Source organism: Pseudonocardia sp. DxW, assembly GCF_058448985.1.
Genome location: NZ_JBZFLK010000014.1, coordinates 1 through 26017, shown reverse-complemented (window position 1 = coordinate 26017; position 26017 = coordinate 1). Strand labels below are relative to the sequence as shown.

Here is a 26017-nt window from a genome sequence, read left to right as displayed (position 1 = left end):
TCGGCGCTGGTCAGCGTTCGTCGACCACCCGGCGGGCCTTGAACGTGGTCTCCGGCAGCGTGCCGGGTGCGAGCAGCACCGCGGGCACCCGGATGCCGAGCACCCGGCTCAGGGCGGCCTCCAGCTCGGGCTGCAGCGCCGGGTCGCCCTCGGCCTCGACGGTCATCTCGTCCAGCGCGCCCGGCCGGGTCACCCGGATCCGGAACTCCGGGCCGAGGCCGGGCACCGAGCGCACCGCGGTGTCGACGGCGCTCGGGTAGATGTTGGCGCCGCGGATCACCAGCATGTCGTCCAGCCGGCCGAGCACGCCCTCCGGCAGCCGCGGGTAGGTGCGGCCGCAGGGGCACGGGTCGTCGGCGAGGTAGGACTCGTCGCCCGGGGCGAACCGGATCATCGGCTGGGAGTCCCGCCACAGGTGGGTGTAGACGACGGCGCCCCGGGTGCCCGCCGGGACGGCCGCGTTCGGGTCGTCGGCGTCGACGATCTCGGTGAACACCTCGTCGGTGAACAGGTGCGTCCCGGTGCCCGCCTCGCAGCCGACGTTGGTCTGGAACGGGTACATCTCCGACGTCGATCCGGCGTCCGCGACGACCGCACCCCAGCCGTCCTCGATCACCCGGCGGGTGCCCGGCAGCGAACCGCCCGGCTCGCCGCCGACCAGCAGGTGCGCGACGGTGTTGGCGCGCAGGTCGAAGCCGTGCTTCTCGGCGACCGAGAGCAGGTGCACCGCGTACGACGGGGTCGCCGAGAACACGGTGGACCCGAGCCGTTCGATCAGCTCCAGGTGCCGGACCGAGTCGGTGATCCCGATCGGGAACAGGGTCGCCCCGATCCGCTCGGCGCCCTGCACGACGCCCCAGCCGCCGAAGAACAGCCCGAACGGGAAGCCGACCTGCACGACGTCGTCCGGGCGCACCCCGGCGCACCACTGCGCCATCGCGTGCACCTCGCCGGCCCGGTCCCAGTCGCCGCGGGAGACCGCGTACATGGTCGGCGTCCCGGAGGTGCCGGACGAGCCGTGGATCCGGGCGATCCCGCCGGTCGGCCGCTCCGGGGTGTAGCTGCCGAACGGCGGGTGCTCGGCCTGGTCGGCCACCAGCATCGCCTTGGTGATCACCGGGACCTTCGCGGTGAAGTCGGCGAGCGAGCGGACCTGGTCGGGATGGAAGCCGTGTGCGTCGTAGTGCCGGCGGTAGAACGGCAGGCAGTGGTAGACGTAGCCGAGCTGGGCCTGCACCCGTTCCAGGATCAGCGCGTCGCGTTCCGCGGGATCGCGGGTCTCCCGCTCCGCGTCCCAGTACCGGGGCCAGTCCCGCCCGTCGGCATCGGCCATCAGGCGATGCCGAGGGCGACGTTCGCCATCCGCTGCCTGCGGTCGAGCCGCTCCCGCCGGGTGAACTGCGGGACGACGTAGCGGGCGAACAGCTCCAGCGAGCGGTTCCACTTGTCGGTGGTCACCCAGTCCCGGCAGTTGATCAGCAGCGTGCCGAAGCCGCCGACCTCCTCCTCCAGCTCCTTGAGCTGGCGGGTGCAGTCCTCCGGGCTGCCGATGATCCACGGGATGTTGTCGACCATCCAGTCCAGCGTGAGATCGGCGTCGGACATCTCCTCGCCGATCAGCATGAGGCCGCCGAGGCCGAGCCCGAACAGGTAGTCGTAGGACCGCTTGACGCCCTCCCGGATGTCGCGCAGCGCCTGGTCCCGGTCGTCGGTCACGTAGACCTCGCGGACGATCCGCCAGTTGTCCCGGGTGACGGCCGGGTCGATGCCGGACCGGGCGCCGGCCTCCAGCATCGCCGCGCCCATCGCGCGCAGGTCGGGGGCGTGCGGGTAGGTGCCGTTGTCGATCGGGGCGAAGTGCACCGACAGCGGCTTCCAGCCGCGCTCGCCGCACTTGGCGTAGTTGTGCACCCCGGTGAGCCCGGCGATCGCGAACGGCGGGACGTCCTGGTAGGGGCCGACCTGGAGCTGGCGGTTCTCGTACTTCCAGTACAGGCCCTCGTAGCTGACCGGGTCGTCGGAGGTCAGCAGCTGCCAGATGATCTCCAGCGCCTCGTTGGTCCGGGGGGCGGCCTCGGCCGGCTCCAGCCCGAACAGCGCCTTGTCGGTGGGCAGCCCGCCGCCGCCGAAGCCGTACTCGAGCCGGCCGTGCGTCAGGTGGTCGAGGAACGCCATCCGCTCGGCCACCATGAACGGGTCCTGGTAGGGCAGGTTGATGACGCCGGTCCCGAGCCGGATCCGGTGCGTCAGCGCGCTCGCCTTCGCGATCATGAACTCCGGCACCGGGACGTTCTCGAAGCCGCCGGTGTGGTGCTCGCCGATCCAGAACTCGTCGAACCCGAGCCGTTCGGCCTCCACGATCGCCGCGATGTCGCGGTCGTAGGACAGTGTCCAGTTCTCGATCGGCGGGTGCTCCGGCATGGTGAAGAAGCCGAACTTCATCGGTCGGGTCCTTTCGGGCGGTCCGCGGAGCGGCAGGTGGACAAACATATGTTTGGCGTCAGCGCTGCAACGAGCCTGTCGGGGTTCAAGGTGACTGTCAATAATGCCTGCGGGGTCAATGCCTGCCGTTGATAGTCGAACCACTGTTTGCTTTCATACGGCTGTGACCATCGTCGATCCCCGGCCCCGCATCGTCGCAGCACCGGACGGCGCCGGAGTCGTGGCCGGAGTCCGCTGCACCGACCACGAACGGTGCCCCGGCCGGGCGGCGTTCGACTGGCCCGCCTGCCCCAGCTGCGGCGGCACCGTCGAGCCCGCCGAGTTCGGGCCCGGCGGCACCGTGTGGAGCAGCACCGTCGTCCGGATCCAGGTGCCCGGCCGCACCCCGCCCTACGCACTCGCCTACGTCGATCTCGACGACGGCCCCCGGGTGCTCGCGCACACCGCCGAGCAGCAGCCGGTCGGTTCCCGGGTGCGGCTGCTCGGCCCCAGCACCCGGCACCTGATGGGCCACCCCTGCGACGGGGACGACGGGGACGTGCGCGCCGAGCCGTCCCCGTGAGCAGCCCGCCGATCGCCGCCGTCGAGGGGGTCGGCACCTCCCGGTTCGGCAGGCAGCCCGGGACCGGGCTGGTCCGGCTGGCGTTCCGGGCCGTCGACGAGGCGTTCCGGGACGCGGGCGGACCGCGCGCGGTCGACGCCGTCTGGGTCGGCTCGGTGTTCGCGCCGGCCGGCACCGCGCAGCGGGTGCTGCGGGCGATCGGGATCTCCGGCGTCCCGGTGCTGAGCGTGGAGAGCGCCTGCGCCAGCGGCACCTCGGCGTTCGCCGAGGGCTGCGAGGCGATCCGGACCGGCCGGTACCGGCGGGTGCTGGTGCTCGGGCTGGAGCAGATGAGCACCGCGTTCGACGGCGCGATCGTGCCCGAGCCGAGCGACCCGGAGGGCTGCTCCGGACTGGCCCTGCCCGCGCTCTACGCGATGGCCGCCACCCGCTGGCTGGCCGAGGACCGGGTCACCGCCGGGCAGCTCGCCGCGGTGTCGGTCAAGAACCACGCGCACGCCGTGCACAACCCGCGCGCCCAGTACTCCGGGCGGCACACCGTCGAGGAGGTGCTGGGCTCGCGGATGGTCGCCGATCCGCTGACCCTGCTGCAGTGCTGCCCGGTCTCCGACGGCGCCGCCGCGGCCGTGCTCGGACCGCCGGCCCCCGGCCGGGTCGGGGTCCGCGCCGTCGCCGCCCGGTCCGGGCGGCCGTGGGACCACACCTCGGACCGGGTGTGGGGGCACGACCTGGTCCGCGACACCGGCGCCGACGTGTGGGCGGCGACCGGCGTCGATCCGCGCGAGGTGGACCTGGCCGAGGTGCACGACGCGTTCACCATCGGCGAGCTGGTGACCGCCGAGGCGCTGGGGCTGAGCGCCCCCGGTGCGGCGGGCGCGGACGCCGCGGCCGGCCGGACCGCGCTCGGCGGGTCGCTCCCGGTGAACCCGTCCGGCGGGTTGCTCTCCCGCGGGCACCCGCTCGGCGCGACCGGGCTGGCCCAGGTGGCCGAGATCGTCTGGCAGCTGCGCGGCGCGGCGGGCGGGCGGCAGGTGCCCGGCGCCCGGCTGGGCCTGGTCGAGACGATGGGCGGCGGCGTCAGCGTGCTCGACGGCAACGCCTGCGTGGTCGCACTGCTGGAGCGCGGGTGAGCGCGCCCCCGGAGACCCTGGAACTGCTCGACGACGCCGCCGTCGCCGACCCGTACCCGCTGCTCGCGCACTGGCGGGAGCACGATCCGGTGCGCTGGAGCGAGCGGTACCGGTCGTGGTTCGTGACCCGCTACGCCGACGTCGACGCCGCCCTGCGCGATCCGCGCTTCTCCTCCGACCGGATCTCGCCGTACCGCCGGGCCCGCGGGCGCGCCCCCGGCGACCCGCGGGTGGAGGCCGCGTTCGCGGTGCTGGAGGACTGGATGGTGTTCCAGGACCCGCCCCGGCACGGCAGGCTGCGGCGGCTGCTCGGCCGGGCCTTCACCCCGCGCGCGGTGCAGCGGCTGCGGCCACGGATCGCCGAGCTGACCGACCGGCTGCTCGACGACGTCGCCGCCGCCGGGTCGGCGGACCTGATCGCCGATCTCGCCTACCCGCTGACCGCGTCGGTGGTCGCCGAGCTGCTCGGCGTGCCCGCCGACGATCTCGACCGGTTCAAGTCCTGGTCGGACCGGATCACCGGGCTGGTGTTCGGCGGCCTGGGCGACCCGGACCGGCACACCGACGGCGCCGAGGGGATGGCCGAGCTCACCGGGTACCTGGCCGGGCTGGTCGAGCGGGACCGCACCGAACCGGCGGGCGGGCTGCTCGGCGCGCTGCTGCGCGCCCGCGACGGCGACGACACGCTCACCCACGACGAGGTCGTCGCGACCGGTGTGCTGCTGCTGTTCGCCGGGCACGAGACCACCACCAACCTGATCGGCAACGGGGTGCTGGCCCTGATCCGCCATCCCGGCCAGGCCCCGGACGCCCTCGGCACCGTCGAGGAGGTGCTCCGGTTCGACGGCCCGGCCAAGACGATCGCCCGGCTGATGATCGCCGACGTCGAGCTGGGCGGCCGGACGCTGCGCCGCGGCGACCGGGTGTTCCTCTGCCCGGCGGCGGCCAACCGCGATCCGGAGGTCTTCCCCGACCCGGACCGCTTCGACGTCACCCGCACCCCCGGCCGTCAGCTCGGGTTCGGGCTGGGCCTGCACTACTGCCTGGGTGCGCCGCTGGCCCGGTTGGAGGCGTCGATCGCGATCCCGGCGGTGTTCGACCGGCTCGGCAGCCCGGTCGTCGACGGCCCGCTGCGCTGGCAGCCGGTGCTGCTGTCCCGGGGGCTGGACCGGCTGCCGGTGCGGTTCACCCCGGCGTGAGCGCTCAGCGCGCGCTCCACCCGCCGTCGACGGCCAGCGTCGTCCCGGTCAGGTAGGACCCGGCGTCGGAGGCGAGCAGCAGCAGCGGCCCGTCCAGCTCGTCGGGGCGGCCGATCCGGCCGAGCAGCGCGCAGTCCGCGATCCGCCGGGCGTGCCCGTCGGAGGCGAGCAGCGGGCCGGTCAGCTCGGAGGCGAACCAGCCGGGGGCCAGCGTGTTCACCCGGATCCCGTGCCGGGCCGACCACTGGGCGGCCAGGTCCCGGGTCAGGCCGGCGATCCCGGCCTTGGACGCCGAGTAGGCCGCCTCGGGCAGCGGGCCGGTGGCCGAGCCCAGCGCCGATCCGATGTTGACGATCGACCCGCCGCGCCCGCCGGCGATCATCGCCCGGCCGGCGTGCACGGCCATCCGGTAGGCGCCGAGCAGGTTGACCGCGAACAGCGCCGCGGCCCGGCCGGGATCGTCGTCGGACTCGGCCCGGGCCGCATAGCCGGTCCCGGCGTTGTTCACCAGCACGTCGAGCCGGCCCAGCTCGCGCACCGCGGCGTCGGCCAGCCGGGCGCAGTCGCCGTCGTCGGTGACGTCGGTGGGGGCCGCGACGCAGCGCCGGCCGGCCGCCCGGACCGCGTCCTGCGCGGCGGCGAGTCCGTCGGCGCGGCGGGCGCCCACCACCACGTCGGCGCCGGCCGCAGCGAGCACCCCGGCGAACCGCAGGCCCAGCCCGGACGACGCCCCGGTCACCACGGCCACCCGCCCGTCCAGCCGGAACGACGGGTTCGCCTGCGGGGTCACAGCCCGTGCTCGTCCCCGAAGGAGCGCGAGATCCCGAGCATCCCGGAGCCCGCCACCAGGCCGCCCAGCAGCTGCGCGAACAGCTGGTCGGCGAGCGCCCGGTCGGCCTCGGGGCCGCGCGGGACGAACCAGTGCTGCATCCAGCCCAGCGTGCCGACGACGACGTAGGCGGCGGTGCGCGGCTCGCCGGCCAGCGCGAGCTCGCCGGTCCGGACGCCTTCGGCGAGCAGCGCCTCCAGCGCGTCCATGTACTGCTCGTCCATCTCGCGGAACTCGGCGAACCGGGGCGAGGGCATCCGGCCGAGGTGCTGCAGGTAGACGAACGCGGCCGGATGGCAGTCGGCGAAGATCCGGACCTGCATCCGGATCAGCTCCCGCAACCGGACGGTGACGGTGCGGCCGGAGGAGGTGCGCAGCCGTTCCAGCTCGGCGAGCAGCTGCCGGGCCGGCTCCTCGACGACGGCCAGCAGCAGCTCCTCCTTGGAGGCGACGTAGTTGTAGATGCTGCCCTTCAGGATCCCGACCCGGGCGCCGATGCTCTCCAGCGTCGCGTTCTCGTAGCCGCGGTCGCGGAACTCCTCGCTGGCAGCGGCGACGATCTCCGACCAGCGGCTCGGGCGGGGCACCCGGACAGCCTAGTGCCACGGCGGCCGTGTCGGGGGCCACGCCACCCCGTCCACCATCGATCTTCTACTTCCGGTAGAACTACTACTGGACGTAGAACTTCGCGGAGACGAGGTCCGGATGGACGCGCTCGACCTGGCACGCTGGCAGTTCGGGATCACCACGGTCTACCACTTCCTGTTCGTGCCGCTGACCATCGGACTGTCGGTGATCGTCGCGTCGCTGCAGACCGCCTGGTACCGCACCGGCCGGACCGAGTACCTGCGCGCGACCAAGTTCTTCGGGAAGCTGTTCCTGATCAACTTCGCGATGGGCGTGGTCACCGGGATCGTCCAGGAGTTCCAGTTCGGGATGAACTGGAGCGCCTACTCCACCTTCGTCGGCGACGTCTTCGGCGCCCCGCTGGCGATGGAGGCGCTGATCGCGTTCTTCCTGGAGTCCACCTTCATCGGACTCTGGATCTTCGGCTGGGACCGGTTGCGCAAGGGGGTCCACCTGGCCTGCATCTGGGCCGCGGCGATCGGCTCGAACCTGTCCGCCTACTTCATCCTGGCCGCGAACGCCTGGATGCGGAACCCGGTCGGCTACGAGGTCGACGAGGCCACCGGGCGGGCCCGGCTCACCGACATCGGCGCGGTGCTCACCAACCCGCAGGCCTGGTCCACCTACTTCCACGTGATCGCCGCGTCGTTCGTGATCGCCGGCCTGTTCGTCGCCGCGGTCAGCGCCTGGAAGCTGATGCGCGAGCGCTGGCCCGGCCCGCAGGACGGCGCCCCGCACCACACCGAGCACGAGCTGTTCCGCAAGAGCCTGCGCGCCGGGTTCCTGGTCACCGCGATCGCCGGTGCGCTGGTGGTGGCCTCCGGCGACCACCAGGCCAAGCTCGCCGCCACCTACGAGCCGATGAAGCTCGCCGCGGCCGAGGCGCTCTGGGAGAACGAGCAGTCCGCCGGCTTCTCGCTGTTCGCCGTCGGCGACGTCCAGGGCAGCCGCAACCACGTCAACGTCCAGATCCCGGGCGTGCTCAGCTTCCTCGCCACCGGCAGCCCGTGGGGTGAGGTGCAGGGCATCGAGAACGTCCAGGCCCAGTACGAGCAGCTCTACGGCCCCGGCGACTACCGGCCCAACATCGCCGTCCTGTACTGGTCGTTCCGGCTGATGATGGGGCTCGGGCTGGCCGGGGTGGCGGTCTCGGTGGCCGGGCTGTGGCTGACCCGCCGGGGCGCGCTGCCCGGCCGGCGGTGGATGTACCGGGTGGTCGTCGCCGCGCTGCCCGCCGCGCTGGCCGGGAACATCTTCGGCTGGATCCTCACCGAGATGGGCCGCCAGCCCTGGACGGTGCGCGGCGAGCTGCTCACCGCGGCGAGCGTCTCCCCCGGCGTGAGCCTGGGCCAGGTCGCCTTCTCGCTGGCGACGTTCACCCTGCTCTACGGCGTGCTCGCGGCGGTCGAGGCCGGCCTGCTGTTCCGCTACGTCAAGGCCGGGCCGGGCGCCGCGCTGCCCTACGAGCCCGATCCCGAACCGCAGGAACGCCGCGACCCGGCATTCAGCTACTGACCGCGCCGCACCCACGAGGAGATCCGCGATGGACCTGCCCACCGTCTGGTTCCTGGCCGTCGCCGTGCTGTGGACCGGCTACCTCGTCCTGGAGGGCTTCGACTTCGGGGTCGGGATGCTGCTGCGGGCGTTCGGCCGCACCGAGGACGACCGCGAGGTCGCGCTCGGCGCGATCGGCCCGGTCTGGGACGGCAACGAGGTCTGGCTGATCGCCGCCGTCGGCGCCATGTTCGCGGCGTTCCCGGCCTGGTACGCCGCCACCTTCTCCGGCTTCTACCTGCCGGTGCTGTTCGTGCTGCTGGCGCTGATCGTGCGCGGCGTCGGCCTGGAGTACCGGGCCAAGCGCGACGACGCCCCCTGGCGGGCCCGCTGGGACCTGATGATCGGGCTGGGCTCGCTGGTGCCGTCGTTCGTCTGGGGCATGGTGCTGGCCAACCTGGTCCGCGGCCTGCCGACCCGGGTCACCAAGCCGGGCAGCGGGGCGAACACCGTCGTCACCGCCTCCCCCGGCGATCTGTTGAACGGCTACGCGGTGCTGGGCGGGGTGCTCACCACGGCGCTGTTCCTGCTGCACGGCGCGGTCTTCCTGGCGCTCAAGACGGACGGCCCGGTGCGGTACCGGGCCCGCCGGTTCGCCGTCCGGGCGGTGCTGCCGGTGCTGCTGGTGACGGTCGCCTTCCTGGCCGCCACGCTCGCCCTGCGCGACCCGTCCTGGACCACCCCGGTGGCCTGGGCGGCCGGGACGGCGCTGGCGGTGGCCGGGATCGCTCTGCTGCTGGGCCGCGAGGGCTGGGCGTTCACCGCCACCGCGACCGCGATCGGCGGCCTGTCGGTGGTGCTGTTCGGGCAGCTGTTCCCGGAGCTGCTGGTGTCGGCGACCGATCCGGCGCACACCCTGACCGTGGCGAACGCGGCGTCCGCCCCCTACACGCTGACCGTGATGAGCTGGGTGGCCGTGGTGTTCCTGCCGCTCGTGCTGGGCTACCAGGCCTGGAGCTACTGGGTCTTCCGCAGGCGGCTGGGGGGCGAACGGGTCGAACCGGGCGGGACCGACGGCCCTGCCGGTGCCGCGGTCCCGGCACCACGATGAACGACGTGCCCCCGGCCGCCCCAGCCGCCCCACCGGCCGCCGCCGGACCACCGGTCGATCCCCGGCTGCTCCGCTCGGCGAGCGCGGTGCGGCTGCACCTGCTCGTGGCCGCGGGCTGCGGTGTCGCCGCGACCGCGCTGATCCTGGCCCAGGCCTGGCTGGTGTCCCGGGTGATCGCCGGCGCGACCCCGCAGTGGGGGCCCGACGGCAGCCCGATCGGCCCCGGTTCCGGCCTGGACACGCTGTTCTGGCTGGTCGTCGCCGTCGCCGGGGTCGCGGTGGCGCGGGCCCTGCTCGCCTACGGCGCCGAGGCCGCCGCGCTGCGCAGCGCCGCCCGGGCGAAGTCCCAGCTGCGGATACAGCTGGTGCGCAGGCTGGCGGCGGCCGGGCCGGACCCGGGGCGCTCCACCGGCACCACGGTCACCCTGGCCACGCGCGGGCTGGACGCGCTCGACGACTACTTCGCCCGCTACCTGCCGCAGCTGGTGCTCGCCGTGCTCGTCCCGGTGGCGGTGCTGGTCGTGGTCGCCGACGCGGACTGGATCTCGGCGGTCGTCATCGGGGTGACGCTGCCGCTGATCCCGATCTTCATGGCGCTGGTCGGCATGCACACCCGGGCCCGCACCGAGCGGCAGTGGCGGATGCTGTCCCGGCTCGGCGGGCACTTCCTCGACGTCGTGCAGGGGCTCCCGACGCTGGCCCTGTTCCGGCGGGCCGGGATCGTCGCGGAGAAGGTCCGGGACACCACCGACGAGCACCGGCACGCGACGATGGGCACGCTGCGGGTGGCGTTCCTGTCGGCGTTCGTGCTGGAGCTGCTCGCGACGCTGGCGGTCGCGCTGGTCGCCGTCGAGGTCGGGCTGCGGCTGCTCTACGGCAACCTCGACTACGCCACCGCGCTGTTCGTGCTGATCCTGGCCCCGGAGGCGTACCTGCCGCTGCGCGAGGTCGGCGCCCGGTTCCACGCCAGCATGGAGGGCGTCGCCGCCGCCCGCCAGGTGTTCGACGAGCTGGACCGCCCGGCCGGCGGTCCGGCCGGCGGCACCGGCACGCCGCCGCCCGCGGCACCGGCCGGGCGCGGCCTGGCCGTGCACGACCTGCGGGTGCGCTACCCGGGGCCGGACGGCGGCCCCGGCGGCACCGGCGGCACCGACGCGCTGTCCGGGCTGTCGCTGACCGTGCGGCCGGGCGAGTCGGTGCTGCTGCGCGGGCCGTCCGGGTCCGGGAAGTCGACGCTGCTCGGCGTGCTGCTCGGGTTCGTCGCCCCGGCCGCGGGCACGGTCCGGATCGACGGCCCCGGGGACGGGCCCGGGGACGGCACCCCGCTCGCCGGGCTCGATCTCGACGCCTGGCGGCGGACGGTCGCCTGGGTGCCGCAGCAGCCGCACCTGTTCGCCGGATCGGTCGCCGACAACGTCCGCCTCGGCGAACCGGACGCCCCGGACGCCGCGGTGCACGCCGCCGCCCGCCGGGCCGGGCTGGACGCCGTCGTCGCCCGGCTCCCGCAGGGCTGGGACACCCCGCTCGGCGAGGGCGGGGCCCGGCTGTCCTCGGGCGAGCGGCAGCGGGTCGCGCTGGCCAGGGCATTCCTGCGGGACGCGCCGCTGGTGCTGCTCGACGAGCCGACCGCGCACCTCGATCCGGACTCGGCCGAGGCGGTCCGGGCCGCGGCCGCCGAGCTGCTGCGCGGGCGCACCGCGATCGTCGTCGCGCACGACGCGGGCTGGACCGAACACACCGACCGGACCGTCCGGATCGACCGGCCGGCGGGTCCGGAACCCGAGCCTGGGCCGGAGCGGGAGCCGGAGCCCGCCGGGGCGGCCCACCGGGAGGCGCACCGATGACCCGCGACACCACCGTCCCCGGCTCCCCCTGGGCGCTCGCCGGCACCGTGCTGCGCCCGCGGGCCCGTGGCATCGTCGGCGGCGCGCTGCTCGGCGCGCTCGCCACCGCCTGCGGCGCCGGGCTGCTCAGCCTCGCCGCCTGGCTGCTCGCCACCGCCGCGCAGCACCCATCGGTGACCGCGCTGAGCATCGCCGTGGTGCTCACCCGCGCGCTCGGGGTGGGCCGCGGCGTCGCGCGCTACGCCGAACGGCTGGTCGGACACGACGCGGCGCTGCGCGCGCTGGCCGACATGCGCAACCGGGTCTACGCCCGGCTCGCCGCCGCCGAGCCGATCCGCCGGTTCCGCTCGGGCGACCTGGTGTCCCGGCTGGTCAACGACACCGACTCGGTGCAGGACCTGGTGGTGCGCGGCGTGCTCCCGCCGGTCGCCGCGCTGGTCGCCGGGTCCGGCGCGGTGCTGCTGGCGACCGCGCTGCTGGTGCCCGGCGGCGCCCTGCTCGCGACCGGCCTGCTGCTCGCCGGGGTGGCGGTGCCCGCGGCCGCCGCGGCGCTGTCCCGGGGGCCCGCCGCGCGCTCGGCACGCGCCCGGTCGCGGCTCGCGACCGGCCTGGTGGACCTGCTCGACGGCGCCCCGGACCTGCTGGCGCACGGCGCCACCGGACGGATGGTCGCCGAGGTCGAGCGGGCCGACGCGGAGCTGACCCGGGCCGCCCGCCGGGACGCCGGGCTGCTCGGCCTGACCGCGGGCGCCGGCGCGCTGGTCGCCGGGCTGACGCTGGCCGGGATGCTGCTGCTCGGGGTCGCCGCGGTCGACGCCGGGACGCTCGGCTCCGTCCCGATGGCGGTGCTGGTGCTGACCGCGCTGGCCGCGTTCGAGATCGTCGCGCCGCTGCCGGCGGCGGCCGCGAAGCTGGCGGCCGTGCGGGCCGGTCTCGCCCGGCTGGTCCCGGTGCTGCGGGCGGAGCCCGCGGTCCGGCACCGCGAGCCCGGCGGCACGCCGCTGCCGGCCCGCGGCGACCTGCGGATCCGCGGGCTGACGGTGACCCACCCCGGTGCGCAGGACCCGGTGCTCGACGGCCTGGACCTGGACCTCGCCGACGGCGAGCACGTCGCGCTGGTCGGGGCGAGCGGCTCGGGCAAGTCGACGCTGGCGGCCGTGCTGTTCCGGTTCCTGGACCCGGTCGCCGGGTCGGTCACCCTGGGCGGCGAGGAGCTCACCACCCGCCCGCCGGACGAGGTCCGCGCGGTGGTGTCCGGGGTCCCCGCCGATCCGCACGTGTTCGACTCGACGGTGCGCGAGAACCTGCGCCTCGCCGCACCGGGGGCCGGCGAGGACGAGCTGGCCGCCGTCCTGCGCCGGGTCGGCCTGGGCGCTGATCTCGGCCTGGACGACGAGGTGGGCGCGCACGGCGCCCGGCTCTCCGGTGGCATGCGCCGCCGGCTCGCGCTGGCCAGGGCGCTGCTCGTCGATCCGGCCGTGCTGGTGCTCGACGAGCCGACCGCGCACCTGGACCCGGACACCCGCGACGCCGTCCTGGACGACCTGCTCGCCGCCGCGGCGGACCGGTCCGTCCTGCTGATCACCCACGACCCGGCCGTCCTGCACCGGCTCGACGCCGTGTACACGTTGCGTGACGGACGGTTGCACGCCCGCACGGGGGTTGTGGTCGGCGCGACCGAACCACGGCAATACCCTGATGCGAACGTCTGAGGGCGGTTGCCGCGGTTCCTGCTCTCAGTCGGGTCACAGGAGCCCACTGCAACCCTGGGGTCCGGTCCCCGGGTGACACGGTCTCGTCCGGTGGTCGTGAACCCCCCGTGTCAGCGACCGTGTCAGAACGTGAGGTCCCACCCCGTGCGAGCGTCCCGCCATCCATCCCCGACGTCCCCGGCGCGGTCCCTGCCGTCCGGCCCGTTCCGGATACGGCGGGTGCCCGCCCTGGCCGCCTTCGTCGTCGGCCTGCTCGCCGTGGCGTCCTGCACACCGGGTGACACCGGCACGACGGAGAACCCGCCGTCGACCTCCCTGGAGGCGTCCGCCCGCGCCGTCGACCTGGACGCGGGCTGGACCTGGGACCGCCAGCCCGGGCCGATGGAGCTGGGCGTCACGCACACCCAGAACAGCCTGGACGACACCGAGCCCGCCGAGGCCCGGCAGCGCGGCGTGGACATCCTGTCCAGCCTCGGCGAGGAGTACCAGAACCACCACCTGATGGGCTTCGGCACGCTGAACCCGGAGCCCTCGCCCGGCGAGTTCGAGTGGGGCTCGCTGGACCGCCGGATGGAGCTCACCGAGGAGACCGGCGGCAAGGCGATGCTCACGCTGTGCTGCTCGCCGGACTGGATGAAGGGCGGCCCGCCCGGCGTCACCTCCTGGGAGCGGATCGAGATGGCGCCGCTGCCCGAGTACTTCCGCGACTACGCGAACCTCGCCCGCGAGGCCGTGCAGCGCTACCCGCAGGTCGACCGGGTCCTCGTCTGGAACGAGCTCAAGGGCTTCTACAACGAGGAGGAGAACCGCTGGGACTACGAGGGCTACACGGCCTTCTACAACGAGGTCTACCAGGCGGTGAAGTCGGTCCGGCCGGACATCCTGGTCGGCGGACCGTACGTGGTGATGAGCAGCCTGCCGGTGGACTCGCCGGACGCCTCGGACATCCGCGGCCCGTGGGGCGCGCTGGACCAGCGGCCGCTGGACGTCCTCGAGTACTGGCTGGAGAACAACGTCGGCGCCGACTTCATGGTGGTCGACGGCGCGACCACCAACCGCGGCCAGCAGGACGCGATCTCCCCGGTCGACGTCGGCGCCGAGAAGTTCTCGGTGATCGACCGGTGGATCCAGGAGCGCACCCAGCTGCCGATCTGGTGGGCCGAGTTCTACGCCAACGTCCCGGCCGACTCCGAGGCCGGCTTCGGCACCGAGGCCAGCGCCGTCTCCACCCTCGCCGTGATCCAGGCGATGGCCCGCAGCGGCACCCAGGGTGCGCTGCTCTGGGGCCCGGAGGGCAGCGAGTCGCTGGACTACTCGTCGCTGTGGAGCCCGGCCACCGAGCCCGACGGCGGGCAGCCGACCCCGCTGACCGACGCCTGGCGCTGGCTGGTGCCGAAGATGCGGGACGGCGACGTCGAGCTGGGCCGCGCGCAGGGCGACTCCACGCTGGCCGCGTTCCGCACCGCGGACGGCTCGGTGCTGATGATGAACCTGGCCGCCGAGCCGGTCGCGGTGCCCGGCCAGGAGGACATCCCGGGCTGGGCGATCATCCCGATGGACAACTCCGCCTGACCGCCCGGGCGGACCGGACCGGACCGGTCCGGCCCGCCACCGGGCCGGAGCGTCGTCAGGTCTTCGGGCCGCCCGCCACGTAGACGACCTGCCCGCTGACGAACGACGACCGCTCGTCGACGAAGAACGACACGGCGTTCGCGATGTCCTCCGGCGCGCCCGGCCGCTGCACCGGGATCTCGGCGGCGCGGGCCGCCTTGAACTCGTCCCAGTCCACGCCGAGCCGCTCGGCGGTCGCCTTGGTCATCTCCGAGGCGATGAACCCGGGCGCGATGCAGTTCGCGGTGACGCCGAACTTGCCCAGCTCGATCGCCAGGGTCTTGGTGAAGCCCTGCAGGCCGGCCTTCGCGGCGGAGTAGTTCGCCTGGCCGCGGTTGCCCAGCGCCGAGGTGGACGACAGGTTGACCACCCGTCCCCACTTCGCCTCGACCATGTACTTCTGCACGGCGCGGGTCATCAGGAACGAGCCCTTCAGGTGGACGCCCATCACCGCGTCCCAGTCGCCCTCGGACATCTTGAACAGCAGGTTGTCCTTGGTGATGCCCGCGTTGTTGACCAGGATCGTCGGGTTGCCGAGCTTCTCCACGACGGCCCCGACGGCGGCCTCGACGGCGGCCGCGTCGGCCACGTCGGCGCCGAACGCGGCCGCGGTGCCGCCCGCGCCCTCGATCGCCTCGACCGTCGCCTTCGCGGCCGACTCCTCCAGGTCGAGCACCGCGACCCGGTGCCCGTCGGCGGCCAGCCGGACCGCGGTGGCCGCCCCGATCCCGCGGGCGCCTCCGGTGACGATCGCGGTCCTCTGCTGCTGGGTCATGTCTCTCCTCGCGTGCGCGCGTGCCGCCGGTGCCCGGCGGGCCGGATTCCGGGTGGCCCCGGTTCGGCGCTCCGCCGGACGGACGTCCCGGGCACGGACATCTCTCACACGGACATCCGGTACTCCGACATCACGGACACGGCGGCGGCGCCGGGTCGATCGTGTCACTCCGGCCCGCCCGGTGCGGCGCGGGCGGTGCGGTGTTGGTCACGCCGGACGGGGGGCGCCGGTTCGACTACCGTCGGAGGACCCGTTCCCGACCAGGAAGGTGCTTCTATGGCCGTCGAGCGTTCCGAACTCCCGTACCGGCTGGCCCTGCCGGAACCCACGGAGACCTACGAGCAGGACGTCGAGTACTGCGTTCTCGACACCGGCGAGGGCTGGCAGGAGTACCGCTTCCACGACTACGACGCGCTCTACCGGATCCCCGGGCTCTACGAGAAGCTGTTCTACGAGATCCTGCAGTGCCAGTCGCCACCGGTGGTGTGCGATCTGCTCGTCGAGCAGCTGCGGGCGCACCAGGTCGATCCGTCCGGGCTGCGGGTGCTCGACGTCGGCGCCGGCAACGGCATCGTCGCCGAGGAGCTGCGCACCCGTGGCCTGGGCAAGGTGGTCGGCGTCGACATCATCCCGGAGGCCCGGGAGGCCGCCGAGCGGGACCGGCCCGGCGTCTACGCCGACTACCACGTGGTGGACCTCACAACGCTCGACGAGGAGCAGAGCGAGTCCATCGCCTCCGGCGGGTTCGACGCGCTGACCTGCGTGGCGGCCCTCGGCTTCGGGGACATCCCGCCCGCCGCGTTCCGGGCCGCGTTCGACATGGTCGCGGTGGACGGCTTCGTGGCGATCACGATCCGCGACGACTTCCTCTCCGACGGCGACACCTCCGGCTTCGCCGGCCTGATCGGTGCGCTGCTCGACTCCGGCGAGCTCGAGCAGCTGGGCTCGACCGTCTACCGGCACCGGCTCGCGACCTCCCGCGATCCGCTGCTGTACCGGGCCGTGGTGGCCCGCAAGCGCCGCCCGCGCGGCTGATTCCGGCGCGCCCGCGTCGGGGAGCAACGAGGCGCTCGACGCGGGCGCGAGCAGCACAGGTAAGGCTGCGCTAATGTCCGGCCGTGATTCGAAACATCCTTGTCCTTCCGGCCCTGCTCGCGCTGGTCGCCGGATGCTCGGCCGCCCCCGACGATCCCGCCGCCCCCGGCGGTGAGGCCGGCGGCTCCTTCCCGGTCGGCGTGGAACACGTGTTCGGGACCACCGAGATCCCCGAGCGCCCGGCCCGGGTGGTCGCGCTCGGCGTGACCGACGCCGATCCGGTCCTCGCGCTCGGCGTCACCCCGGTCGGGCTGGCCTCCTACACCTTCTACGAGGAGACCGGCGGGCTCGGCCCGTGGGCCCGTGATCTCGTGCAGGGCGAGCCGCCGGTGGTGCTGGCCGGCGAGCCGAACCTGGAGCAGATCGCCGCCCTCGCGCCGGACGTGATCCTCGCCGTCAGCGCGGGCATCGAGCAGCCGATGTACGACCAGCTGTCCGCGATCGCGCCGGTCGTGGCGCGGCCGGTCGGGACGATCGCCTACGGCGTCCCGCGCGACGAGCACACCCGGATCGTCGCGACCGCGCTCGGCGAGCCGGAGCGCGGCGAGGAGCTGATCCGGCAGGCCGACGCCGCCTTCACCGACGCCGTCGCGGCGAACCCGCAGTTCCAGGGCCGGACCGGGGCGACCGTGCTGCCCTTCGACGGCAAGTACGGCGCCTTCACCACCGCCGACAACCGCGGCCGGTTCATGACCGGGCTGGGCCTCGTGCAGCCGCCGCGGATCGACGAGCTGGACACCGGCGAGAGCTTCTACGTCGAGGTCGCCTCGGAGCAGGCCGGGCTGCTCGACGGCGACGTGCTGGTGATGCTGGCCGACGAGGGCGCCGCCGCCGAGCAGGTCGCCCGGGACGCGGTGCTCGCGCAGGTCCCGGTCGTCGCCCAGGACCGGATGATCGTTCCGGACGCCGACACCCGCGGCGCGATGACCTACAACAGCGTGCTGTCCGCGCCGTTCGCGCTGGAGCGGCTGGTGCCCGAGCTGCAGGCCGCGCTCGGTTCCTGATCGCCTGCACGGGGGCGGCCCGGTTAGGGTCGCTCCCGTGAGCGTGATCGAACGATTCCGACTGGACGGCAAGGTCGCCGTCGTCACCGGTGCGTCCTCCGGGCTGGGCGTGGCCTTCGCCCGCGGCCTGGCCGAGGCGGGCGCCGACCTGGTGCTCGGTGCCCGGCGCACCGACAAGCTGGCCGACACCGTGAAGCTGGTGGAGGACGCCGGGCGCCGGGCCGTCGCCGTCGCCACCGACGTGGCACGGCCCGAGGACTGCCGGGCGCTGGCCCAGGCCGCCGTCGACGAGTTCGGCCGGCTCGACGTGCTGGTGAACAACGCCGGGATCGGCACCGCCGTCCCGGCGCTCAAGGAGACCCCCGAGCAGTTCACCCAGGTCATCGACATCAACCTGAACGGCAGCTACTGGATGGCACAGGCCTGCGCGGCACACATGGGCCCCGGGTCGAGCGTCGTCAACATCTCCAGCATCCTCGGCCTGACCACCGCGGCGCTGCCGCAGGCCGCCTACTCGGCGTCGAAGGCGGCCGTGATCGGGCTGACCCGGGACCTGGCCCAGCAGTGGTCCGGCCGCAAGGGCATCCGGGTGAACGCGATCGCCCCCGGTTTCTTCGCCTCCGAGATGACCGACCAGTACCAGCCCGGCTACCTGGAGAAGATGGCCGAGCGGATCCCGATGGGCCGCAAGGGCGACCCGGAGGAGCTGACCGCGGCGGTGCTGTTCCTGGCGTCCGACGCCGGGGGGTACGTCACCGGGCAGACCTGGGCGGTCGACGGCGGGCTCACCATCACCTGAGCCGCGCCGGTGCCTTCGCGTTGGGGTGTTCGCAGTCGGTCACGAGGTGCTCGACGCCGACGTCCGGCCGGGCGCCGCGGTACCGCTGGACGTGACCGACCGGGCCGGGGTGGACGCCGCGTTCGCCACGCACTCCCCCGAGGTCGTCGTGCACCTGGCGTCGGTCGTCACCCCGGGCCGGGACTCCGACCGGGCCCGCGAGTACGCCGTCGACGTCGACGGGTCCCGCAACGTAGTCGACGCCTGCCTGGCGCACGGCGTCCGTCCGCCGGATCGTGGTGTCCTCCAGCGGCGCCGCCTACGGCTACCACGCCGACAACCCGGTCCCGCTGCGCGAGGACGATCCGCCGCGCGGCAACCCGGAGTTCGCCTACAGCCACCACAAACGCCTGGTCGAGGAGCTGCTGGCGGCCGCCCGCGACGCGCATCCGGAGCTGGAGCAGGTGGTGCTGCGGATCGGCACGATCCTCGGCGAGCGGGTCGACAACCAGATCACCGCCCTGTTCGAGCGGTCCCGGCTGCTCGCGATCCGCGGTGCGGACTCGCCGTTCGTGTTCGTCTGGGACGACGATGTCGCCGCGATCGTCGAGCGGGCCGTCACCGGCCCGGTGACCGGCGTCGTCAACGTCGCCGGGGACGGCGCACTCACCGTCGCCGAGATCGCCGCCCGGCTCGGCAAGCCGGTGCTGGCCGTCCCCGAACCGGTGCTGCGCGCGGTACTCACGGTGGCCCGGCGGCTCCGGCTGACCCGCTACGGCCCGGAGCAGACCCGCTTCCTGCGCTACCGCCCGGTGCTCGCCAACGACCGGCTGACCGGCGAGTTCGGCTACCGGCCGGGCTACACCAGCGGGCAGGCGTTCGACGCCTGGGTCGCCGCGCGCCTGCGTTCCGGCGCGCCGGTGACGGCCCGCCGTTCTAGGCTCCCGACGTGCCCGACATCACGACGCTGATCCTCGACGATCACGCCTGGTTCCGGCGCCGGTTCGCGGCGCTCGACGAGCTGCAGGCCCGGGCCGGCACCGATCCGCGGGAGCTGGCGCGGGTCTGGGACCCGCTCGCCGCCCGACTGGACGTGCACGCCGTCGCCGAGGAACGGATCTTCTACCCGCAGCTGCTGGCCCGCGGCGAGGACCCGCGGGAGGAGACCGTCGACGCGATCGGGGACCACAACGAGATCCGGGACGGGATCGCGCAGGCGCAGCGCAGTCCGGTCGGGTCCCGCGGCTGGTGGGACGGCGTGTGGAACGCCCGGCGGGCCAACGACGAGCACATGGGCGAGGAGGAGAACGAGGGGCTGGCGAACTTCCGGCTGCACGTCGCGCCGGAGCTGCGGGAGTCGCTCGGAGCCCGGTTCGCCGAGTTCATGGACGCCCATCCCGATCCCGCCGACCTCGCCGGTCTCGACGGACCGGACGGCACCGACCTCGATCCCGAGGACTACGTCGAGGCCCGCCTCGACCAGCCCGACCAGGCCGGTCGCGGCCTGGGGATCGGCCACCTGAGAGGACAGAGCCAGTGACCGTGCAGGACCACCTTCTCCGCGACAAGGCCCCGATCCCGGTCACCGCCTGGAAGGCGATCGACGACGAGGCGCGCGAGCGGCTCACCCCGCTGCTGGCCGGGCGCCGGCTCGCCGACTGGGGCGGGACCGCGGGCTGGAACGCCTCGTCGGTCTCCACCGGCCGGTCGCACCGGCTGGACGGCCCGCCGCCCGGGGTCAAGGCCGACGGGTTCCGCGCCCGGCTGCGCGAGGTGCAGCCGCTGGCCGAGTTCCGGGTGCCGTTCACGGTCGCCCGCGACGAGATCGACGACATCCAGCGCGGCGCGCAGGATCCCGAGTTCGACGACCTGGCCCGGGCCGCCCGGGAGGCCGCCGAGGTCGAGAACCGGGCGCTGTTCCACGGCTGGCCGGACGCCGGCATCCGGGGCATCGCCGCCTCGACGCCGTACGACGTGCTGGCCCTCGGCGCCGAGCCCGACCACTATCCGGCGGTCGTCGCCCGGGCGGTGGACGTGCTGCGCCGCAACGGGATCGAGGGGCCGTTCGCGCTGGCGGTGGCACCCGAGGGGTTCACCAGGATCGCCGAGACCGCCGAGCACGGCGGGTTCCCGCTGTTCGACCACCTGACCCGGATCCTGGGCGGGCAGATCCTGCGGGCGCCCGGGCTGGACGGGGCGCTGGTGGTGTCCCAGCGCGGTGGGGACTTCGTGCTCGACGTCGGGCAGGACCTGGCGATCGGCTACACCGACCACGACGCCGACGACGTCCACCTCTACCTGGAGGAGTCGTTCACCTTCCGGGTCACCGAGCCGGACGCGGCGGTGGTCCTGCGCTGAGCCGGACGCGGCGGTGGTCCTGCGCTGAGCCGGACGCAGCGGCCCTCCTGCGCCGAGCCGGACGCAGCGGTCGCACTGCGCCGAGCCGGCCCCGGCCCCGGCGCCGGCCCGCCTCAGTCCAGCAGCACCGTGCGCAGGTCGAGCCGGCGCAGCACCCGATCGGCCGCGTGCGGGTCCACCCCGGGCTCCCGGCGGGCGGCGAGCACCTCCGCCCGGGCCGCGGCGAGCGCGGCGGCCTGCGCCTGCGCCACCTGACCGCGCACCGTCTGCAGTGCCGCGATCCGCTGCCGTTCCTCCTCCGACGGCGTCTCCCCGGACAGCACCGCCTCCAGCCGGTCGGCCCGCTCCCGCAGCGCGGCGCCGACCTCGTCGGGCAGCTCGCGGACCCGCTGCTCGAACTCGATCGTCGCCACCGCGGCCCGCCGGGCCCGCCGCACGATCTCCCGTTCGGCGCGTTCCTCGGCCTCCGCCTCGTCGTCGACGTCGAGCGCACGGACCAGCGCCGGCAGCGTGAAGCCGGGCACCAGCAGTGTCACCAGCAGCACCGACACCGCGATCAGCACCAGCTCGGCGCGCGCCGGGAACGGCTCGCCCGAGGCGGTGACGACCGGCAGCGACAGGGCGAGGGCGAGTGTCGCGAGCCCGCGCATGCCGCACCAGGACAGCAGCACCGCCTCCCGTCCGGTGACCGGCGCCGCGCCCTCGTCGGCGGCGCCGGGCCTGCGGCGCAGGATCCGCCAGGCGGCGGTCATCCACAGCACCCGCACCACGATCACGACCAGGCAGACGATCGCCGCGTGCCCGAGCATCCGGGGCAGGTCGTCGCCCGCGTCGGTCACCACCTGGCGCAGGTCCAGCCCGATCAGGCCGAACGCGAGGCCGGTGACCAGCAGTTCGACCACGTTCCACAGCGAGGTCTGGGTGAGCCGCTCGGCGGCCTCGTCGGCGTCGGCGCCGGCCCGCAGCTGCAGGGCGAGCACGACGACGGCGATCACCCCGGACGCGTGGATCTCCTCGGCGGCCAGGTAGGTCGCGAACGGCAGCACCAGGGTGAGCGCGCTGCGGCCGACCGTGTCGGTCAGCCGTCCGAGCACCCGGCGCGCCAGCCAGGCCACGCCCAGCCCGACGACGACCGCGCCGGCCGCCCCGGCCACGAACCGCACCCCGAGCCCGAGCGGGCTGAGCTCGTCGCCGGCGACCGTCGCGAGCACCGCCGCCTGGAAGATGACCAGCGCGGTGGCGTCGTTGAACAGGCCCTCGCTCTGCAGCACCGACACCAGCCGGCGCGGGATCCGGACCTGCCCGGCGACCGCCTCGACGGCGACCGGATCGGGCGGTGCCACCATCGCGCCCAGGGCGATCGCGGCGGTGAGCGCGATCCCGGGGACCAGCAGCCAGGCGGTACCGGCGACCGCCGTGGCGGTGACCAGGACCAGCCCGACGGCGAGCAGCGCGATCGTCCGCCAGCGGGCCCGGAACAGCGCCCACGACGTGCGTTGTGCGGTCGCGAACAGCAGCGGTGGCAGGAACAGCGGCAGGATCAGGTCGGGCTCGACCCGGAACCCGTCCGGCAGGCCCGGGGTGACCGCGACGCCCGCCCCGAGCACCACCATCAGCGCCGGCCACGGGAGCCGCAGCCGCTCGCCCACCCCGACCAGCACGACCGTCGCCACCATCAGCCCGACGACCACCAGCAACATCTGCACGGCGGACAGACTGTCCCGCTCTCCGGCAGGACGGGTGGTGGCGCGCCGTGCCAGGATTCGGCGGACATCCACCCGAGACGAGGAGGACGCCCACGTGCCCCGCAATCCCTACGACGAGCTCCCCCCGGTCCCGTCGTTCGAGCTGACCAGCACCGACCTCAACGACGGCGCGGCGCTCGCCGCCCCGCAGCTGTCCGGCATCTTCGGTGCCGGCGGCGAGGACGTGTCCCCGCAGCTGTCCTGGTCCGGTGCGCCGGACGGCACGCAGTCCTACGTGGTGACCTGTTTCGACCCGGACGCGCCGACCGGCTCCGGGTTCTGGCACTGGGCGGTGCTGAACATCCCGGCGTCGGTGACGTCGCTGCCGTCCGGTGCGGGTGACGAGAGCGGCTCCGGGCTCCCCGAGGGTGCCGTGCAGCTGGCGAACGACGCCGGCCTGGCCCGGTACCTGGGAGCCGCGCCGCCGCCCGGACACGGGCCGCACCGCTACTACTTCGTGGTGCATGCGGTCGACGTGCCGTCGCTGGACGTCCCGGCGACCGCGACGCCGGCGTTCCTCGGGTTCAACCTGTTCGGCCACACCGTGGGCCGGGCGACCCTGGTCGGCACGCACGCCAACCTGAGCTGACGGACGCCCAGGTGGGCTCGGACCCGGACGGCGGCCCGGGCGACAACCCGGACGCCCACCCGGGTGCCGGTGGTGCGCCGGCACCCGGGGCCGGCCCCGGCACGCCCGGCCCGGCCCGGGGGGCCGGCGCGCCGGCCGGTCCCGCGCCCGTCGTCGCCGAGGCCGCCGCGCGGTTGCAGCGGATCCCGCCGGAGGACTTCGTCGCCGAGCGGGACGCACTCGTCGCCGACGCCCGGGCCGCCGGGGACCGCGCCGCCGCGAAGGAGATCGCGTCGTTCAAGCGGCCGACCCGGGCGGCCTGGCTGACCAACCTGCTCGTCGCCGAGGTCCCGGACGAGGTCGACGGCCTGCTCGGCCTCGCCGGCCCGCTCGCCGAGGCGCAGCAGTCCCTGGACGGCGCGGCCCTGCGCCGGGTGTCGGCACAGCGGAGCACGCTCGTCGGTTCCCTCGCCCGGCGGGCCGCGCAGCTCGGCCGGGAGACCGGCCGCCGGATCGAGCCCGCGCTGGAGCGCGAGGTGCGGGTGGTGTTGGAGTCGGCGCTCGCCGACGAGGAGCTCGCCGAGCGCGTCCGCTCCGGGCGCCTGGTGCGGTTCGAGCGGCACAGCGGCTTCGGCCCGCTGGCAGCGTCGTCCGATCAGGACGGGCCGCAGACCTCCGGCAGTCACACCACACCCGACCAGGCAGCACCGTCCGGCAGCCACACCTCACCCGACCAGCCACCGGAATCCGGCACGCCGGACCGGCCTACGGCATCCCGCAGCCGCCGCGCGACCCCGGACCGGCCCGCAGCGTCCGGCACCAGGGCCACACCGGACCAGCCGTCGTCAGGCGAACCCGGCGCGCTACGTCGACAGGAGCGGGCACAGGCAGAACGGGCGAGGCGGGAGAAGGCCGTCGCCGACGCCGAGGCCATCCTCGAACAGGCCCGGCTCGCCGCACACGACGCGGCCCGGGAACGCGACGACGCCCGCGAACGTGCCGACGCGGCGGCCACGCGGCGCGACGACGCGCACCGCCGGGTCGAGGACCTGCGGGCCGAGCTCGACCGTGCGCGCAGCGCGGTCACGGCCGCCGAGCGGGAGGCCAGATCCGCGGAACGGGCGGCCGGCGACGCGGACCGCCGGGCCCGGTCGTCCACAGCGGCGGTGGCCCGGGCAGAGGAGGCCGTCGAGGACGCCCGTGAGTCATGACCGGCCGCGGGTGTCCGGATGCGGCCATCGGCGTCTGACACCGTCGGGATCGCCGTCAACGCCGTCGCCGGTGCCGGTGTCGCCGGCACACACCCGCCGGCGGCCGGCCAACCACGTGATGGTCGCGCAGCTGCCTCCACCGTGGAGCCGGCACCGGCACCGGAAGGGCAGGGGCAGGGGCAGGGGCAGGGGCCGGCCGGACCGAGGCCGGGCCCTCGCCGCCGTGGTCGCGAGCCGGCGCAGAAACTCGTTCACCATTGCAAACGATCATGGTCGGACGCTCGCGAGCACGACCCCGACCACTCTGGAATCGAATGCATGTTCGATCTCACGGACCTGGCAGAGGTGGTACTCGACCGCCCACACTGGGCCGATCGCGAACCTCCCGACATCGAGCCAGAGTTCGGCCCCGGTTCGACCCAGAGTTCGGCCCCCCGTTCGAAGCCGAGGCCGACCCAGAGTTCGGACCCGAGGCCGATCCGGACCTCGCCGCCCACCAGCCGGCATCCGGCATCCCGGTCATCGATCCCGGCGCCCCACCCGGGTCCCGCCTGGCTCTGCACATCGAGTACGCCGCCGCCGTGGCCGGCCAGCTCACCGACACCCAGCTGCTCGAAGTCGTCGTCGCCACCGCCCGCCACCGCAGCTGGCTCGCCGCCCTCGAACACCGCATGATCGCCGCCTACGCCGACCGCCACCCCCGCGACAGCCACGCCACCCGCCCAGGCGCCGCCACAGCCACCCCCGTCGAACAGTGGGTGCCCGACGAACTCGGCCTCGTCCTGGCCATCAGCCGCGAACGCGCCCGCGGCATCATCGCCGACGCCCAACGCCTCACCCACGTCCTGCCCGCCACCCTCGACGCCCTGCAAACCGGACTGCTCGACCAGAGCAAGGTCGACACCGTGCTCCGCGCCACCGACGTCCTCGACGACGACCAGGCCCACCAGGTCGAAACCATCGTCCTCGCCCGAGCCGCCGGAGCCACCCGCCGCCAGATCTACGACCGGCTCCGCCGCGCCGTGGCCAGGATCGACCCGGACGGCGCCGAACGCCGCCACCAACGATCCCTGGCCGACCGCCGGATCGGCCTGTCGAACGGCGAGGACGCCATGGCCACCCTCTGGCTCACCAGCTCCGCCCACGACACCCAGGCCTCCTGGCGCTCGCTCGATCGCCTCGCCCGCTCACTGGGCACCGACGACCCACGCACCCTCGAACAACGCCTTGTCGACCTCGCCCACCAACTCCTCCAAGGCACCCTCACCACCACCGACCTCGGCCAGGTCCACGCCGCCGGCGACAGCGTCCTCACCGCCGCCCGCACCTCTCTCGCCACTGCCGACACCTCCCCGGCCGGCACCTCCATCGCCGACACATCCCCCGCCGGCTGCGCTCTCTCCACCGCCCACACCTCCCTCGCCACTGCCGACACCTCCGCCGCAGTTGCCGCCGGCACCACCACCACAGGCGCCGCAGCTGTCGTCGCCCCCGCCGCTGCGCCCGCCACACCCATCGCTCCCACCGCGGCGGCCGGCGACATCCCCACCGCCGGCACCCAGGTCGCACCCGAGGTGCTCGCCGAGGCCGTCATCCAGGCCCTGGCCCGGAAGCCCGATCCCAACAGCACCATCGGCCGCACCCCGCTGATCCAGGTGGTGGCCGCGCTCGACACCCTCATCAGCACCACCGACCGCCCCGCCGAACTCGCCGGTCACGGCCCGATCCCCGCCACGACGGCCCGTGCGCTCGCCGCCGGCGGCGTCTGGCAGCAACTCGTCACCCATCCCGCCACCGGCCACATCCACAACGTCGGACGCACCCGCTTGTCCGCGTACGGGCTCTGATGTCGCTGTAGGTACGAGCTGATCTGTCGTTGGTCCGGCGCGTCGGATTCAAGATCGGCTCAGGGAGGGACCACC

23 protein-coding genes and 1 pseudogene are annotated in these 26017 nt (G+C 74.5%); 18 read left to right on the top strand and 6 right to left on the bottom strand.

Features of this window, described 5'->3' with window-relative positions:
• Window positions 1–10: 10 nt before the first annotated feature.
• Together ACVJO7_RS21465 and ACVJO7_RS21460 are read right to left on the bottom strand one after the other, a co-directional pair.
• Complete coding sequence (locus tag ACVJO7_RS21465; RefSeq protein WP_491674360.1) at window positions 11–1333, bottom strand: phenylacetate--CoA ligase family protein; 1323 nt, start codon at window positions 1331–1333, stop codon at window positions 11–13.
• A complete protein-coding gene (locus ACVJO7_RS21460; RefSeq protein WP_344017797.1) occupies window positions 1333–2442 on the bottom strand; it encodes an LLM class flavin-dependent oxidoreductase in 1110 nt (369 codons plus the stop codon). The genes ACVJO7_RS21465 and ACVJO7_RS21460 overlap by 1 nt, the downstream gene beginning before the upstream one ends.
• A 163-nt stretch (window positions 2443–2605) precedes the next feature.
• On the opposite strand from ACVJO7_RS21460, the gene ACVJO7_RS21455 reads away from it, so the two are divergent.
• Genes ACVJO7_RS21455 through ACVJO7_RS21445 form a run of 3 tightly spaced genes read left to right on the top strand, consistent with a single transcriptional unit; the run spans window position 2606 to window position 5333 of the window.
• Window positions 2606–3004, top strand: coding sequence for a Zn-ribbon domain-containing OB-fold protein (locus tag ACVJO7_RS21455; RefSeq protein WP_491674359.1), 399 nt, complete (start codon window positions 2606–2608; stop codon window positions 3002–3004).
• Window positions 3001–4134, top strand: a complete 1134-nt coding sequence (locus tag ACVJO7_RS21450) for a thiolase family protein (protein ID WP_491674358.1) — start codon at window positions 3001–3003, stop codon at window positions 4132–4134. Before ACVJO7_RS21455 ends, ACVJO7_RS21450 begins: the two co-directional genes overlap by 4 nt.
• Window positions 4131–5333: a cytochrome P450 gene (locus tag ACVJO7_RS21445; protein WP_491674357.1), complete on the top strand. Its 1203-nt coding sequence runs from the start codon at window positions 4131–4133 to the stop codon at window positions 5331–5333. The genes ACVJO7_RS21450 and ACVJO7_RS21445 overlap by 4 nt, the downstream gene beginning before the upstream one ends.
• Before the next feature lie 4 nt (window positions 5334–5337).
• On the opposite strand, the gene ACVJO7_RS21440 is transcribed toward ACVJO7_RS21445, so the two are convergent.
• A complete protein-coding gene (locus tag ACVJO7_RS21440) occupies window positions 5338–6123 on the bottom strand; it encodes an SDR family NAD(P)-dependent oxidoreductase (RefSeq protein WP_491674356.1) in 786 nt (261 codons plus the stop codon).
• The gene (locus ACVJO7_RS21435; protein ID WP_344017802.1) at window positions 6120–6749 is read right to left on the bottom strand and encodes a TetR/AcrR family transcriptional regulator; all 630 of its coding nucleotides are present in this window, start codon (window positions 6747–6749) and stop codon (window positions 6120–6122) included. Before ACVJO7_RS21435 ends, ACVJO7_RS21440 begins: the two co-directional genes overlap by 4 nt.
• 118 nt (window positions 6750–6867) lie before the next feature.
• On the opposite strand from ACVJO7_RS21435, the gene ACVJO7_RS21430 reads away from it, so the two are divergent.
• From ACVJO7_RS21430 to ACVJO7_RS21410, 5 genes are all read left to right on the top strand, one after another.
• Entirely contained in the window at window positions 6868–8304 is a 1437-nt protein-coding gene (locus tag ACVJO7_RS21430) for a cytochrome ubiquinol oxidase subunit I (RefSeq protein WP_344017803.1), read from the top strand.
• 28 nt (window positions 8305–8332) lie between these two features.
• Window positions 8333–9394: a cytochrome d ubiquinol oxidase subunit II gene (gene cydB, locus ACVJO7_RS21425; protein WP_491674355.1), complete on the top strand. Its 1062-nt coding sequence runs from the start codon at window positions 8333–8335 to the stop codon at window positions 9392–9394.
• Window positions 9391–11238, top strand: coding sequence for a thiol reductant ABC exporter subunit CydD (cydD, locus tag ACVJO7_RS21420; RefSeq protein ID WP_491674354.1), 1848 nt, complete (start codon window positions 9391–9393; stop codon window positions 11236–11238). Before cydB ends, cydD begins: the two co-directional genes overlap by 4 nt.
• The gene (cydC, locus tag ACVJO7_RS21415) at window positions 11235–12950 is read left to right on the top strand and encodes a thiol reductant ABC exporter subunit CydC (protein WP_491674353.1); all 1716 of its coding nucleotides are present in this window, start codon (window positions 11235–11237) and stop codon (window positions 12948–12950) included. Before cydD ends, cydC begins: the two co-directional genes overlap by 4 nt.
• Window positions 12951–13169: 219 nt before the next feature.
• Window positions 13170–14522 carry a GH39 family glycosyl hydrolase gene (locus ACVJO7_RS21410; RefSeq protein ID WP_491674352.1) on the top strand — a complete coding sequence of 451 codons (1353 nt, stop codon included), beginning with the start codon at window positions 13170–13172 and terminating at the stop codon, window positions 14520–14522.
• Between the two features lie 55 nt (window positions 14523–14577).
• On the opposite strand, the gene fabG is transcribed toward ACVJO7_RS21410, so the two are convergent.
• The gene (gene fabG, locus ACVJO7_RS21405; RefSeq protein ID WP_344017810.1) at window positions 14578–15336 is read right to left on the bottom strand and encodes a 3-oxoacyl-ACP reductase FabG; all 759 of its coding nucleotides are present in this window, start codon (window positions 15334–15336) and stop codon (window positions 14578–14580) included.
• A gap of 276 nt (window positions 15337–15612) precedes the next feature.
• Between fabG and ACVJO7_RS21400 the strand changes: the two genes are divergently transcribed.
• The 7 genes and pseudogenes from ACVJO7_RS21400 to ACVJO7_RS21370 all read left to right on the top strand — a co-directional run bounded on the left by ACVJO7_RS21400 (window position 15613) and on the right by ACVJO7_RS21370 (window position 20571).
• Window positions 15613–16371 carry a class I SAM-dependent DNA methyltransferase gene (locus ACVJO7_RS21400; protein ID WP_344017811.1) on the top strand — a complete coding sequence of 253 codons (759 nt, stop codon included), beginning with the start codon at window positions 15613–15615 and terminating at the stop codon, window positions 16369–16371.
• A gap of 83 nt (window positions 16372–16454) precedes the next feature.
• Window positions 16455–17435 carry an iron-siderophore ABC transporter substrate-binding protein gene (locus ACVJO7_RS21395; RefSeq protein WP_491674351.1) on the top strand — a complete coding sequence of 327 codons (981 nt, stop codon included), beginning with the start codon at window positions 16455–16457 and terminating at the stop codon, window positions 17433–17435.
• Window positions 17436–17472: 37 nt separating this feature from the next.
• Window positions 17473–18234, top strand: a complete 762-nt coding sequence (locus ACVJO7_RS21390) for an SDR family NAD(P)-dependent oxidoreductase (RefSeq protein WP_344017813.1) — start codon at window positions 17473–17475, stop codon at window positions 18232–18234.
• Between the two features lie 25 nt (window positions 18235–18259).
• Window positions 18260–18439: pseudogene (locus ACVJO7_RS21385) on the top strand (NAD-dependent epimerase/dehydratase family protein); the annotation flags it as partial.
• Window positions 18440–18512: 73 nt separating this feature from the next.
• On the top strand, window positions 18513–19184 hold the full coding sequence (locus tag ACVJO7_RS21380; protein ID WP_491674350.1) for an NAD-dependent epimerase/dehydratase family protein: 672 nt from the start codon (window positions 18513–18515) through the stop codon (window positions 19182–19184).
• Window positions 19163–19753, top strand: a complete 591-nt coding sequence (locus ACVJO7_RS21375) for a hemerythrin domain-containing protein (protein WP_491674349.1) — start codon at window positions 19163–19165, stop codon at window positions 19751–19753. Before ACVJO7_RS21380 ends, ACVJO7_RS21375 begins: the two co-directional genes overlap by 22 nt.
• Complete coding sequence (locus ACVJO7_RS21370) at window positions 19750–20571, top strand: family 1 encapsulin nanocompartment shell protein (RefSeq protein WP_344017816.1); 822 nt, start codon at window positions 19750–19752, stop codon at window positions 20569–20571. The genes ACVJO7_RS21375 and ACVJO7_RS21370 overlap by 4 nt, the downstream gene beginning before the upstream one ends.
• Window positions 20572–20684: 113 nt before the next feature.
• Here ACVJO7_RS21370 and ACVJO7_RS21365 read toward each other — a convergent pair whose 3' ends face one another.
• Window positions 20685–22271, bottom strand: coding sequence for a Na+/H+ antiporter (locus ACVJO7_RS21365; protein WP_344018008.1), 1587 nt, complete (start codon window positions 22269–22271; stop codon window positions 20685–20687).
• 100 nt (window positions 22272–22371) lie between these two features.
• Between ACVJO7_RS21365 and ACVJO7_RS21360 the strand changes: the two genes are divergently transcribed.
• The 3 genes from ACVJO7_RS21360 (at window position 22372) to ACVJO7_RS21350 (ending at window position 25942) form a co-directional block, all read left to right on the top strand.
• Window positions 22372–22905 (top strand): YbhB/YbcL family Raf kinase inhibitor-like protein, encoded by a 534-nt coding sequence (locus tag ACVJO7_RS21360; protein WP_358486121.1) that lies wholly within the window; start codon window positions 22372–22374, stop codon window positions 22903–22905.
• Between the two features lie 11 nt (window positions 22906–22916).
• Window positions 22917–24095 carry a hypothetical protein gene (locus ACVJO7_RS21355; RefSeq protein WP_491674348.1) on the top strand — a complete coding sequence of 393 codons (1179 nt, stop codon included), beginning with the start codon at window positions 22917–22919 and terminating at the stop codon, window positions 24093–24095.
• A gap of 581 nt (window positions 24096–24676) precedes the next feature.
• Entirely contained in the window at window positions 24677–25942 is a 1266-nt protein-coding gene (locus tag ACVJO7_RS21350; RefSeq protein WP_491674347.1) for a DUF222 domain-containing protein, read from the top strand.
• Window positions 25943–26017: the final 75 nt, after the last annotated feature.

Excerpts from the sequence above, each read along its gene's own strand:
- cydC (WP_491674353.1), top strand. The coding sequence starts at position 11,235 with ATGACCCGCGACACCACCGTCCCCGGCTCCCCCTGGGCGCTCGCCGGC.
- ACVJO7_RS21365 (WP_344018008.1), bottom strand. The coding sequence starts at position 22,271 with ATGTTGCTGGTGGTCGTCGGGCTGATGGTGGCGACGGTCGTGCTGGTC.
- ACVJO7_RS21460 (WP_344017797.1), bottom strand. The coding sequence starts at position 2,442 with ATGAAGTTCGGCTTCTTCACCATGCCGGAGCACCCGCCGATCGAGAAC.
- cydD (WP_491674354.1), top strand. The coding sequence starts at position 9,391 with ATGAACGACGTGCCCCCGGCCGCCCCAGCCGCCCCACCGGCCGCCGCC.
- ACVJO7_RS21430 (WP_344017803.1), top strand. The coding sequence starts at position 6,868 with ATGGACGCGCTCGACCTGGCACGCTGGCAGTTCGGGATCACCACGGTC.
- ACVJO7_RS21400 (WP_344017811.1), top strand. The coding sequence starts at position 15,613 with ATGGCCGTCGAGCGTTCCGAACTCCCGTACCGGCTGGCCCTGCCGGAA.
- cydB (WP_491674355.1), top strand. The coding sequence starts at position 8,333 with ATGGACCTGCCCACCGTCTGGTTCCTGGCCGTCGCCGTGCTGTGGACC.
- ACVJO7_RS21465 (WP_491674360.1), bottom strand. The coding sequence starts at position 1,333 with ATGGCCGATGCCGACGGGCGGGACTGGCCCCGGTACTGGGACGCGGAG.
- fabG (WP_344017810.1), bottom strand. The coding sequence starts at position 15,336 with ATGACCCAGCAGCAGAGGACCGCGATCGTCACCGGAGGCGCCCGCGGG.